At 46.9% G+C, this 13,177-nt stretch carries 14 protein-coding genes; all 14 read right to left on the bottom strand.

Annotated elements, in window-relative coordinates; translation table 11 throughout:
* Window positions 1-4: 4 nt before the first annotated feature.
* Entirely contained in the window at window positions 5-742 is a 738-nt protein-coding gene (pdxJ, locus tag C2740_RS02185; protein WP_215293791.1) for a pyridoxine 5'-phosphate synthase, read from the bottom strand.
* Window positions 743-754: 12 nt separating this feature from the next.
* Complete coding sequence (gene recO, locus C2740_RS02180; RefSeq protein WP_215293790.1) at window positions 755-1,489, bottom strand: DNA repair protein RecO; 735 nt, start codon at window positions 1,487-1,489, stop codon at window positions 755-757.
* A gap of 6 nt (window positions 1,490-1,495) precedes the next feature.
* Complete coding sequence (gene era / locus C2740_RS02175; protein ID WP_251369708.1) at window positions 1,496-2,389, bottom strand: GTPase Era; 894 nt, start codon at window positions 2,387-2,389, stop codon at window positions 1,496-1,498.
* Between the two features lie 44 nt (window positions 2,390-2,433).
* A complete protein-coding gene (rnc, locus tag C2740_RS02170) occupies window positions 2,434-3,225 on the bottom strand; it encodes a ribonuclease III (RefSeq protein WP_215293788.1) in 792 nt (263 codons plus the stop codon).
* 6 nt (window positions 3,226-3,231) lie between these two features.
* Window positions 3,232-4,038, bottom strand: coding sequence for a signal peptidase I (gene lepB / locus C2740_RS02165; protein ID WP_215293787.1), 807 nt, complete (start codon window positions 4,036-4,038; stop codon window positions 3,232-3,234).
* Window positions 4,038-5,843, bottom strand: a complete 1,806-nt coding sequence (gene lepA / locus C2740_RS02160) for a translation elongation factor 4 (RefSeq protein ID WP_215293786.1) — start codon at window positions 5,841-5,843, stop codon at window positions 4,038-4,040. The genes lepB and lepA overlap by 1 nt, the downstream gene beginning before the upstream one ends.
* Window positions 5,844-5,979: 136 nt before the next feature.
* Entirely contained in the window at window positions 5,980-7,428 is a 1,449-nt protein-coding gene (locus C2740_RS02155; RefSeq protein WP_215293785.1) for a DegQ family serine endoprotease, read from the bottom strand.
* 50 nt (window positions 7,429-7,478) lie between these two features.
* The gene (fabF, locus tag C2740_RS02150) at window positions 7,479-8,726 is read right to left on the bottom strand and encodes a beta-ketoacyl-ACP synthase II (protein WP_215293784.1); all 1,248 of its coding nucleotides are present in this window, start codon (window positions 8,724-8,726) and stop codon (window positions 7,479-7,481) included.
* A gap of 21 nt (window positions 8,727-8,747) precedes the next feature.
* Window positions 8,748-8,987, bottom strand: coding sequence for an acyl carrier protein (gene acpP / locus C2740_RS02145; protein WP_028819177.1), 240 nt, complete (start codon window positions 8,985-8,987; stop codon window positions 8,748-8,750).
* 102 nt (window positions 8,988-9,089) lie between these two features.
* Complete coding sequence (fabG, locus tag C2740_RS02140) at window positions 9,090-9,833, bottom strand: 3-oxoacyl-ACP reductase FabG (RefSeq protein ID WP_215293783.1); 744 nt, start codon at window positions 9,831-9,833, stop codon at window positions 9,090-9,092.
* Window positions 9,834-9,873: 40 nt separating this feature from the next.
* Complete coding sequence (gene fabD / locus C2740_RS02135) at window positions 9,874-10,809, bottom strand: ACP S-malonyltransferase (RefSeq protein WP_215293782.1); 936 nt, start codon at window positions 10,807-10,809, stop codon at window positions 9,874-9,876.
* Window positions 10,810-10,881: 72 nt separating this feature from the next.
* A complete protein-coding gene (locus C2740_RS02130; RefSeq protein WP_215293781.1) occupies window positions 10,882-11,868 on the bottom strand; it encodes a beta-ketoacyl-ACP synthase III in 987 nt (328 codons plus the stop codon).
* Window positions 11,865-12,878, bottom strand: a complete 1,014-nt coding sequence (plsX, locus tag C2740_RS02125) for a phosphate acyltransferase PlsX (RefSeq protein ID WP_215293780.1) — start codon at window positions 12,876-12,878, stop codon at window positions 11,865-11,867. Before plsX ends, C2740_RS02130 begins: the two co-directional genes overlap by 4 nt.
* Window positions 12,879-12,963: 85 nt before the next feature.
* The gene (rpmF, locus tag C2740_RS02120; RefSeq protein WP_011902241.1) at window positions 12,964-13,143 is read right to left on the bottom strand and encodes a 50S ribosomal protein L32; all 180 of its coding nucleotides are present in this window, start codon (window positions 13,141-13,143) and stop codon (window positions 12,964-12,966) included.
* Between the last annotated feature and the right edge of the window lie 34 nt (window positions 13,144-13,177).

Raw genomic sequence — 13,177 nt, 5'->3', positions numbered from 1 at the left:
TGAATTACTTTTTTCTACCTTGAAGCATCAAGACCTTCATATCTTTGATCGCTTTTTGCCAACCTTTAAATAATGCTTCAGCCACAATCGCATGGCCAATATTGAGCTCGGAAAGCTCTGCAATGGCGGCTATCGATACGACATTGCCTTCATGGAGACCATGGCCAGCATTAACTCTCAAACCAATGCTTTTACCAAACTGTGCTGCTTTGCGAATACGCTCCAATTCCGTCGCTTGCCCTACACCTGATAAATCTGCATAACGACCAGTATGCAATTCCACTACGGTGGCACCAAGATCTTTAGCGGCCTGGATTTGCCTTTCTTCTGGATCAATAAACAATGACACCCGAATACCTGCATCTTGTAATTGCTTGGTCGCTGCTTTCACTGATTCGAAATGGCCAAGAACATCTAAACCGCCTTCAGTCGTCACCTCTTCACGCTTCTCAGGCACTAAGCACACATCGTGTGGCTTTACTTTACAAGCAATGCTCAGCATTTCAGGGGTCACCGCACATTCAAGGTTCATACGCGTCTTGATGAGTGGGCGCAATGCCAGCAAATCAGCATCCTTAATGTGACGTCGATCTTCCCGTAAATGCAGGGTAATTAAATCTGCGCCAGCCTCTTCAGCCAGTTGCGCTGCCTGAATAGGGTCCGGATAAACTGTCCCTCGAGCATTGCGTAGCGTAGCTACGTGATCGATATTGATGCCGAGTTCTAAGGCTTGGGTTGTCATGACTGTAGATTACTAGATTTTCTTTAAATCAATCAAAATCTGGCGAGTAGTCAATACCTGATCCTGTAGGTGCAAGCCAAGCAAGAAACGCATCAGCTGCTTACTTTCAGACAGAGTTTCTGGATCAGAGAAATCCCCAACTGCAATTGCCAGCAAGGACTTGCCAGTCAATACCGGCCAATGTCCAGGATCATCACCTTGAACTGGACGAACACCGCGCTCCGGCTGATAGACATACTGGGTCTTGGCATCTGGTAAGTCATTGGTTTCTACGCAGCGATCTAAGGCTGCTGCATAACCAGTCTCTTGCAAGAGTGACAACTCAAATGGGCGCAGAATTTCTTCTAGACCCTTAGACTCAAACTCGAGATTAGATAAAGCATTAATGGTTTCTGTATAGCGATCGTAGAGTTTTTCATAGTCGTCTTCACGGGCCAAGAACTTGACGAGCAGCTCATTGAGATAGAAGCCGCAAAGCAGAGCATCACCGACCAATGAGGGCGTACCGCCCACCCACTCAGACTTGGTTAGGGTTCGAAGCTCCGACTTACCGCTCCAAGATACGAGTAGCGGTTGAAAGCGTTGCAATACAGGACGCAGCGTGGAGTGAGGACGCTTTGCCCCTTTGGCAATCAAAGCCATTCGGCCATACTGTCTTGTAAAGACATCAAGAATTAAGCTGGTTTCTTTATAGGGAATGCTATGCAATACAAAAGCAGGCTCGTCAGCAACGCGAATCGAGGCCATGTGGACTTATTCCAGGCCCTGTGCCCGTAATTCAGCGCGATCATCAGCCCAACCACGTTTCACTTTGACCCAAGTCTCCAAAAAAACCTTGCCATCAAAAAGTTTTTCCATATCGATGCGTGCGTCAGTTGAGATCTTTTTCAAACGTTCGCCCTTTTGCCCAATGATCATAGCTTTATGACTATCGCGATCGACCAAAATGGTAGCAGCAATGCGACGCATCTTGCCATCCATCTTGAATTGATCGATCACTACTGTAGAGGTGTACGGCAACTCTTCGCCCGTAAAACGGAAGACTTTCTCACGCAGAATTTCAGCAGCTAGGAAGCGTTCGCTACGATCAGTAATGGTGTCGCCATCGTATACAGCTTCAGCCTCTGGAAGGTATCCCTCCAACACGTCTAAGAGTCTCTCAATATCACCGGGACTTTTAGCACTCATCGGCACAATTTCTGAAAACTCACACTTTTGATCTTCGTGACCACCCAATTCAGACCAAGGCTTAGACATCTCTTTCATAAAGTTCAACAAAGCTTGATCGCGTTCAGAAGGCGTCTGAAAACGACTATTGAAAAGATCAAGCTTATTCAGAACTAACACTACCGGCAAATCCTCAGGCAGAAGCTTTAAAACTTTCTTGTCATCTTCGCCAAAGTAACCCGCCTCAACTACAAAACAAGCAACGTTCACATCTTGCAGAGCAGTTGTTACGGTGCGGTTCAATGCCTTGTTGAGGGTATTCATCAGACGCGTCTGAAAGCCTGGTGTATCAATAAAGATAAACTGCGCCTCTTCTCTATTTTGAATGCCCAAAATACGATGACGCGTCGTTTGAGCCTTGCGCGAGGTAATGCTGATCTTTTGACCAACCAATGCATTTAGGAGTGTTGATTTGCCCATATTGGGACGCCCAACAATGGCGATAGTGCCGCATCTAAACACGATTAGCCCTTCAGCTTAAGATTTAACTGCTCTTCGGCCACTTCTTTTTTGGCTGCTTTTTTCTTAGCCGACCGAGTTTTCTTGGGTTTTCGAGACTCCTGTGGCAATGCTTTGAGAACTGCTAACAAAGCAGTCTTAGCGGCTGACTGTTCAGCGGCTCGGCGTGAAGCTCCATCACCTTTTACTGCTACCTTCAGGCTCGGAATTAAACATTCCACTTCAAATTGTTGGTTATGAGCAGCGCCAGTAGTGCCAGTCACGTTGTAGGCTGGTAACGGTAATTGATAGCTTTGTAAGCATTCTTGCAAAAGGGTTTTGTCATCCTTACCCAAGGTCTTAGGGTCCACCTGAGCCAGGATCACAGAATACAGTTTACGCAAGCACCCTTTAGCAGCATCAAAGCCGCCATCCAAGAAGATTGCGCCAGTAACCGCCTCTAAAGTATCTGCCAAAATTGAAGGACGACGAAATCCACCGCTCTTCAGCTCACCCTCACCCAAACGAAGATAGTCGGATAGGGATAAAGTTTGTGCAATCTCATACAAAGCCTGTTGCTTCACTAAATTCGCGCGTACACGTGAGAGATCGCCCTCATCCAAGTCTGAATAACGCTCATAAAGCAAATCAGCGACCACACAATTGAGAATAGAGTCACCTAAGAACTCTAAGCGCTCATTATTTTTCTTGCTATGACTGCGGTGAGTTAAAGCTTGATTTAAGAGCTCAGGCTTCTTAAAGACATAGCCAAGACGCTCTTGTAAGGGTCCAGTTTCGATAACAGCGCGCGCGTTCATGATCTATTACTCAAAGCCGCCAATGCGACCTAAATTACCCAGGTTTAGCCATACAAAGAAGGCTTTACCTACAATATTTTTATCGGGCACAAAGCCCCAATAACGAGAATCGGCACTGTTATCCCGGTTATCACCCATCGCAAAATAATGACCGGGTGGGACTTTACAGGTCAAGCCAGATTGCTGATATTGACAAAATTCTGCCCCTGGGAAGCGCTCCGTTGGGAACATCGTTGCAGGACGATCCGGGTCGTTCAAGATCTCGTGGCGATTACCACCTAGGTCTGCAGGAAAAGTTTCAGCGTAGCGCTTGGCATAGCGCATATTTTCAGGATCAAGATAAGACTCGCCACCACTGTATTGCAACGGTTGGCCATTAATCGTCAGACGCTTATCTTGATAAGAAATAACATCACCAGGCAAGGCGACTATGCGCTTGATGTAATCAACCGACTCATCACGCGGATAACGAAACACCACTACATCCCCACGCTTTGGAGAGTTAAGATCAATTACTTTTTGATTGATCACTGGCAAACGAATTCCGTAGGTAAATTTATTTACCAAAATGAAATCACCGATTTGTAAGGTTGGGATCATGGAGCCCGAAGGAATCTTGAAGGGCTCAACAATGAAAGAACGCAAAACAAATACTGCGCAAATCACCGGGAAAAAGCCGGCAGTGTATTCCAACCACAAAGGCATACGATCGCTACCAGCTAAACGCCTTTGGGGTGCAAAGTAAATCTTGTCAGCAACCCAGGCAATGCCTGTAAGAACCACCAAGATCAAAAGAATGAAAGCGAAGTTCATTAATCCTCCACCTGCAAAATGGCCAAGAAAGCTTCCTGTGGAATTTCCACATTCCCCACTTGTTTCATGCGTTTCTTACCTTCTTTTTGCTTTTCTAAAAGTTTACGCTTACGAGAGATATCACCGCCGTAACATTTAGCCAATACGTTTTTACGTAAAGCTTTGACGTTTTCACGCGCAACGATATTGCTACCGATTGCAGCCTGAATAGCTACATCAAACATTTGACGCGGAATAATCCCACGCATCTTAGAGACCACCTCACGGCCACGGTGCTGACTATTACTTCTGTGGACAATAACCGACAGGGCATCAACCCGATCACCGTTGATCAAGATGTCTACTTTAACGACGTCTGCTGGGCGATATTCCTTAAATTCATAATCCATGGAGGCGTATCCACGAGAGATGGATTTCAGTCTGTCAAAGAAATCCAACACAATTTCAGCCATCGGCAATTCATAGGTGAGCTGTACTTGGCGACCCAAATAGTTCATCCCCGTCTGAATACCTCTCTTACCAACACATAATGTAATCACTGAGCCCACATACTCTTGCGGCATATAGAGATTGACCGTCACAATTGGCTCCATGATGATATCGACCTTACTGGTCTCCGGCATCTTGGATGGGTTATCTACCATTAAGATCGTGCCATCTGATTGCTGCACTTGATACACTACTGTTGGAGCGGTGGTAATAAGATTCATGCCGTACTGGCGCTCTAAACGTTCCTGCACGATCTCCATATGGAGCAAGCCTAGGAAGCCACAGCGAAATCCAAAACCTAAAGCTTGAGATACCTCTGGCTCATATAATAGAGATGCGTCATTGAGCTTTAACTTCTCAAGTGACTCACGCAATTGATCGTACTCACTCGCTTCAACTGGATATAAACCAGCAAACACTTGAGGTTTCACCTCTTTAAAACCAGGCAATGGTTCAGCAGCGGGAACTCGACCTTGCTGCCCTGGAGAATGCGTAACGGTATCTCCAACCTTGGCAGCTTTTAATTCTTTAATGCCGGCAATCACAAAACCCACCTGACCGGCAGATAACTCTGGGCGGTCTACTGACTTCGGACTAAAAACACCTACGTGCTCGACCAAATGGCTTGATCCATTGGCCATTAAGGTAATTTTTTCTTTTGGTTTTAAGGTGCCGTTCACAACACGCACCAACATGACAACACCTACGTAGTTATCAAACCAGGAATCAATAATCAAGGCCTGCAATGGATCTGCTGCGCTTCCTTTTGGCGAAGGTACCCTGGCAATCATTTCCTCGATGACATCCGCAACACCTAAGCCCGTTTTAGCTGAGCATGTGACAGCGTCGGAGGCATCAATGCCAATGACGTCTTCAATTTCTTTTTTGGCACGCTCAGGATCGGCTTGGGGTAAATCAATCTTATTGAGTACTGGTACAACTTCAACGCCCAACTCAAGAGCCATGTAACAGTTAGCAACCGTTTGAGCCTCAACCCCTTGGCTTGCATCCACCACCAACAATGCACCCTCACAAGCGGATAAAGAGCGACTGACCTCATAAGAGAAATCCACATGCCCCGGGGTATCGATCAGGTTAAGGTTATAAATCTTCCCATCTTTGGCTTTGTAATTGAGTGCAGCAGTTTGGGCTTTAATAGTGATGCCGCGCTCACGTTCGATATCCATCGAATCGAGAACTTGGGCTTCCATTTCGCGATCAGAAAGACCACCACACAGCTGAATAATGCGATCCGCGAGCGTGGATTTGCCGTGATCAATGTGGGCGATGATAGAAAAATTGCGGATTAAATCCATAGCGTCTTAATAGGTCATTCAAAAAACGCCTTGTCAGAACGCACCACAATGATGCGCTGCAAAAAGTCGTCTTAAGGGGATTGTAATGGGTGGCGCCTAAAAGGCAGCAAACCCCATTTTCTAGCCTAAAAAGGGCTTATTTTGGCCTTACGGGGATAACCAAAGTGCTATCAGAACGGCGAATAAAGACCGGAACAGCCTTATTGACATCAAGGCTTTTAAGCAAGACTTCAAACTGTTTCACTCCGCTAACATCAGCATCAGCAATCCGAATAATCACATCGCCAGGGCGTACCCCCGCCCTTGCCAAGGGGCCATCACCTAGGCCAGTAACTTCAACCCCACCCTTGATATTCAAATCCTTCTTTTTGGCATCTGACAGATCTGTCACCGCCACTCCGAATGCATTCACGCTATTGCCATTGCTAGCGGGAGTATCCGGCTTTTTAGTAGCCGTTTGCGCAGAATCAGTATCCGCAACGGTGACACTTAAATCACGAGCGCTACCCTTACGCCAAACTTGCACAGTAGCTGAAGTTCCCGGCTTAGCTTCGCCAACGACGCGCGGCAAATCTGTCGACTTATTAATCTCACGTCCATTAAAAGTCAGGATCACATCCCCCGCTTCAATGCCACCCGCTGCTGCAGGGCCGTTAGGCTCTACATTACGAACATAAGCACCCCGAGGTTTACCCAAACCTAAACTCTCAGCCACTTCTTTTGTCATCTCACCCAAGGCAACACCAATGCGACCACGAGTCATCTTGCCATTAGTGCGCAATTGATCTGCTACACGCATCGCTTCATCAATTGGAATCGCAAATGAAATGCCCATGTAGCCGCCAGAGCGACTAAAGATTTGGGAGTTAATGCCGATGACCTGGCCAGCAGTGTTTAACAGTGGGCCGCCAGAGTTACCGGGGTTGACTGCAACATCAGTCTGAATAAAAGGTAAGTAGTCCCCAGTATCGCGGCTCTTTGCTGAAACGATACCCGCCGTGACCGTATTCTCAAGCCCAAAGGGTGAGCCAATCGCCAGAACCCACTCGCCCACTCTCACTTTAGAGGAATCCCCTAGTGGCAATCTCGGTAAGTCACGTGCTTCGATTTTCACAACCGCGACATCAGTACGTTTATCCATCCCTAATAACTTGGCTTTGAACTCACGTTTGTCAGTTAAGGTCACATAAATCGTTGTTGCGCCCTCAACAACATGCGCATTAGTCAAAATCAAACCATTAGATTCAATAATGAAACCTGAGCCAACTCCACGATCCGCTTCTTGAGGTTTGCTTGGATTTGGTTGCGCTTGTTTTGATCCATTCGGAATACCGGGAATAGGGACACCAAAGAAACGACGAAAGAACTCTGCCTGATCTTCTGGCATACCAGGAATGCCACCTGGAGTTTGCTGAGTTAGCACTTTTTCTGTGGTCCGAATATTCACAACTGCTGGACTTGCGCGCTCAACTAAATCTGCAAAATCCGGGATCGCTACTCGAGGGTTTTCTGCAGAGGCAATCGGAATGAATGCAGTTTGCCCAAGACTCAAAAAAGCCGAGAACGCAATTAAATACTTTTTCATAATGCTATGGACCTACTTGGTAAAAACCAAAAATGGAGATAAAAGGAATATTAGGTCAGCTTACCAAAAATCAAGGTGCCGTTAGTACCACCAAAGCCAAAGTTGTTTTTAACTGCGTGCTCAATCTTCACATCCCTGGCGGTATTAGCGCAGTAGTCCAAGTCGCACTCAGGGTCTTGATTAAAGATATTGATGGTGGGAGGGGATTTCTGGTGATGAAGCGCCAGAATGGTGAAAACAGACTCTAAACCACCTGCGCCGCCCAAAAGGTGGCCAGTCATCGATTTGGTTGAATTAATTAAAGTCTTTTTAGCGTGGTCGCCCAACGCGGCTTTGATTGCCTCAGTTTCATTCTTATCACCCAGCGGCGTAGAAGTACCGTGCGCATTAAGATACTGAATTTGATCCGGATTGAGTTTTGCATCACGCATGGCGTTCACCATACAACGACGTGGACCATCCATATTTGGCGCAGTCATGTGATATGCATCGCCACTCATACCAAAGCCAAGTAGTTCACAATAGATTTTGGCGCCGCGTGCTTTTGCATGCTCATATTCTTCCAGCACTATCACGCCAGCCCCTTCGCCAAGAACAAAACCATCACGGTCTTTATCCCAAGGACGTGAAGCAGTTGCTGGATCATCGTTGCGTGTTGAAAGCGCCCTTGCTGAAGCAAAGCCACCTACACCTAATGCAGAAATAGTGGACTCAGCACCACCGGCTACCATCACATCGGCATCACCATACTGAATTAAACGTGTAGCCAACCCGATACTGTGCAAACCAGTAGTACATGCAGTCACCGCAGCAACGTTTGGACCTTTGAGGCCAAACAAAATACTGAGGTGGCCAGAAATCATATTAATGATTGAGCCAGGAACAAAGAATGGTGAGATGCGACGAGGGCCGCGGGCTAACAACTCAGCCCCAGTTTCCTCAATCATTGGCAAACCACCAATACCCGAGCCCACCATGACGCCTACGCGCTCGGCGTTTTGCTCATTAATCTCTAGACCGCTGTCGCGAATCGCTTGCGTACCCGCAGCAATGCCGTAATGGATAAAGGTATCCATGTGGCGCGCTTCTTTAGCGGAAACATATTCTTCGACATTAAAATCTTTTACCTCTCCAGCGAAATGAACACTAAGTGGAGCGTGGTCAAATTTGGTGATGGTAGCGATGCCTGATTTGCCCGCAAGCAAATTAGGCCAAGCTACATCAACTGAATTACCAACAGGTGAGATGAGGCCAAGGCCGGTAACTACTACCCGGCGTCGGCCATTTGATGCTGACACAGTAATACCTAGGCTCGGGAATTAACCCTGAGCTTTTGATTTAGCGAAGTCGATCGCGAGCTGAACTGTGGTGATTTTTTCGGCTTCCTCATCAGGAATTTCGATACCAAATTCATCTTCCAAAGCCATTACCAGCTCAACAGTGTCAAGAGAGTCAGCGCCCAGGTCATTCACAAAAGAAGATTCATTTTTGATGTCTCCTTCAGCGACGCCCAATTGCTCAGCGACGATTTTCTTAACGCGTTGTTCGATGTTGTCCATTAATTTCCCCAGGGGTTGTAAAAAACGATGAAAAGGATTTTATCAGTTTGGCGGACCGAATTAGCAAATTCGCCCAAAAATGACTAAATCCTTGATTTGCCCTTAGGCTAGATATAGGCCGCCATTGACGTGTAGGGTATTACCCGTAATGTACCCAGCCGCTGGAGAGGCTAAAAATGCCACTGCCTGAGCCACATCCTCGGGGCTACCTAAACGGGCCAAAGGAATGTTCACTTTTAGGGCATTTTGTTGTTCTTCGCTCAGGGCCCGGGTCATATCGGTATCGATAAATCCAGGGGCGACGCAATTGACAGTGATATTTCGACTGCCAATTTCACGGGCCAGGGCACGAGTCATACCAGAAACCCCTGCTTTTGCAGCGGCGTAATTTGCCTGGCCTGCATTACCCATGTGGCCAACGATAGAGGTTATGTTAATAATGCGACCACCGCGCGCTTTCATCATCGGACGCAAAACGGCCTGAGATAAACGAAATACCGAACTTAAATTGGTATCGATCACATCAGTCCATTCCTCAGATTTCATACGCATTGCTAGGTTATCGCGTGTGATCCCAGCGTTATTCACTAAAATATTGATGCCCCCATGATCCTTGACAATTTGATCAATCATTTCTTCGCAGGCATTGGGTGCGGTGACATTCAATACCAAACCGCAACCGCCTGAGGGCTTTAAGCGCGCATCAATTGCTTTGGCGCCATCGCTCGATGTAGCGGTACCAATGACTTTAGCGCCACACCTAGCTAGCTCTTCTGCAATCGCTTGACCAATGCCACGCGATGCACCAGTTACTAAGGCAATTTGTCCACTGAGATCGAGATTCATATATGTCTTCCGCTATATTTTTTAATTTATCTATTGGCGTTTATTTTAGAGTGGCTAGCACTTCATTCAAGCTAGCTTCATCAAATACTGGCACACCAGTAAGCTGATCGTTAATTCGCTTGCTTAAACCTGCCAATACCTTGCCAGGGCCACACTCCACTACTTGGGTAATTCCTTGTCCAGCCATTGCTTGGATAGTTTCCGCCCAACGAACTGGCTTAGCAGCTTGGCGCACTAGGGCATCTTTGATTGCTGCTGGGTCACTCAGGATTTCAACATCGACGTTATTAATTACAGCAATTGTTGGCGCCTTGAATTCAATATTCGCAAGATAAGCTTTGAGCTTTTCAGAAGCGGGTTGTAATAAAGAAGAATGAAAGGGGGCAGAGACAGGCAAAGGTAATGCCCGTTTAGCGCCAGCGGCTTTTAATAACTCGCAAGCTTTAGTGACAGCATCACTTGCACCCGCGATGACCACTTGACCAGGCGCATTGAAATTCACGGCCTCAACTACACCCCCAGCTGCAGCACTTGCTTCAGCGCACACTTTAATTACGCTAGCATCGTCGAGGCCAAGAATGGCAGCCATCCCACCCGTGCCAACTGGCACTGCAGTTTGCATAGCTTCTGCACGAAAGCGCACTAAGGGCACTGCATCCTTAAAGGAAATTACACCGGCAGCTACTAAAGCTGAATATTCGCCCAGACTATGACCAGCCATCACTCTAGGCACAGCACCGCCAGCAGCTTGCCATGCGCGATAAAAAGCCACACCAGCAGTCAACATCACCGGTTGAGTATTGGTGGTTAAGGACAGGGCCTCCGCAGGGCCTTCAGCAATTAACTTTGCAATGTCTTCGCCCAAAGCTTCTGAAGCTTCTTGCAATATTGCCCGTACTTCAGGACGCTCAGAAATTGAATTTAGCATCCCAACTGATTGGGAGCCTTGGCCAGGGAATACAAATGCAAATGTCATGAGCTTAATTTATAAAATAATGAAAAGAGAGTGAATACGGATTAACGCGCATGAACATTGAATCACAGTGAATTAATACTTCAGGGCGACAGCGCCCCAAGCAAAACCACCCCCAACACCCTCTAACAAAAGATATTGGCCTCGTTGAATTTGACCAGAGCGCACACCACTATCTAATGCCAAAGGAATTGATGCAGCAGAAGTATTGCCGTGCTCATGCACGGTCACAATCACTTTATCCATAGACATACCCATCTTCTTAGCGGTACCCTCCATGATGCGGATATTGGCTTGGTGCGGCACTAGCCAGTCGATTTGTTCTGGTTTAAGGTTGGCTTTCTCAAGAGCCTCATGAGCAACTTGCTCCAAAACCTTCACTGCCAATTTAAATACTGCTGGACCATCCATCGTCATAAATGGAGAGCCCTGCACCTCGCCATTACCAGATCGGCCCGGCACACACAAAATATCGCGTTGGCTACCGTCAGCATGCAAAGCTGTTGAGAGAATGCCAGGCTCTTTGGAAGCCTCTAGCACAACTGCACCAGCGCCATCCCCAAACAAGACGCAAGTACCACGATCTTGGAAATTCAGAATACGCGAAAAAGTTTCAGCACCAATCACCAATACTTTCTTGTATGAACCAGAACGAATAAAGGCATCTGCAATTGCTAGGGCGTAAGTAAAGCCAGCGCAGACTGCTTGTACATCAAAAGCAGCACAGGCTGTATGAGCGCCTAATTTATCTTGCACTACGCAAGCTGTACTTGGGAAACCGCCCAGATGATCCGGCGTTGAGGTAGCCAAGATGATGAGGTCCAAATCTTCTGAAGTCATGCCAGCACTTATTAATGCAGCTTGAGCAGCCTTTACTGCTAAGTCACTCGTTAACTCATTTTCAGCAGCAAAGTGGCGTGCAGAAATTCCGCTACGAGTCCTAATCCACTCATCACTAGTCTCTAGGCCCGTCTTTGCCAAGCGCTCCACCAAATCCTGATTGGTTAAACGTTGCTCAGGAAGGTAGCTTCCAGTTCCAGCCACTCTTGCAAAAATACTCATTCTTTTGTCTCCACTACAAAGGCAGCGGCAATGCGCTCAACCATGCGATTCTTGGCAGCTTCATAAGCGCGATCTAATGCAAAACCAAATGCAAAACGATCTGCCGAGCCATGACTCTTAATCACACAACCGCGCAAACCCAACAATACCGCACCGTTATAACGACGATGATCAACACGCTTACGTACACGAAGTAATGGCACCATGGCACAAAACGCCATTAACCTAGTCATGAGTGAGCGCTTAAATTCTTCACGAATCATGCCGCTCATCATTTTTGCTAAACCTTCGCTAGCCTTCAAAACCACATTACCCACAAATCCATCGCACACCACGATATCGGTAGTGCCTTTGAAAATGTCATTACCTTCAACGTTCCCGTAAAAATTCAAATTGGTCTGACGTAGTAACTCACTGGTTTGCTTAACCACATCATTCCCTTTAATAACTTCCTCGCCAATATTTAGCAGGCCAACCGATGGGTTTTGCTTACCATCTACAACCTGAACCATGACGTTTGCCATTTGCGCGAACTGGACAAGATGCATAGGCTCACAGTCAGCATTTGCACCCAGATCAAGCATGGTTGTGCCGCCTCCTAGCTCATTAGGAATGGCAGTTGCAATAGCTGGGCGGTCAACGCCCTCAAGGGTTTTTAAAATATAGCGAGAAATCGCCATGAGTGCGCCAGTATTACCGGAAGAAATCACAGCATCCGCAGCACCTTCTTTTACCTGCTCGATGGCTACACGCATGGAGGAATCTTTTTTACGACGCAAAGCAACTTCGATATGGTCATCCATCAATACCACTTCGCTTGCAGCAATAATTTGAATACGCTCCATCGGAACGTTTGGCGACCTACTCAGGACTTGTTTGATTAAATCAGGATCACCCACGAGGGTAATCTTCACATCAGCGTGTTTTTCTAGGAAATCGCAGGCGGCAGGAACCGTAACGACGACCCCATGATCTCCGCCCATGGCATCAATAGCTAGAGTAACGCTCATAAACTCATTGATTGCTGCAAGTGATTTATCTAAGAAAAAAGCGGCTTTTCAGGGAGCCGCTTCGATCTATTTAGACTAAAAAAAATTAGTCGTTTTTAGTTTTAACAACTTTACGGCCACGATAGTAGCCATTTGGTGAAATGTGGTGGCGCAAATGAGCCTCACCAGTTGTGGCTTCAACAGCCGTAGCAGGTGCGGTCAAAAAGTCGTGCGCACGGTGCATGCCACGTTTGGAAGGTGATTTTTTGTTTTGTTGAACGGCCATATTGAACTCCTAAGCAAGGCGACATTCTAGCATG

Origin of the sequence: Polynucleobacter sp. MG-5-Ahmo-C2 (assembly GCF_018687735.1) — a bacterium.
In the GTDB taxonomy this organism is placed as follows: Bacteria; Pseudomonadota; Gammaproteobacteria; order Burkholderiales; family Burkholderiaceae; genus Polynucleobacter.
The sequence above is the reverse complement of the archived record's forward strand: the minus strand, read 5'-3'. Positions and strand labels throughout refer to the sequence as shown.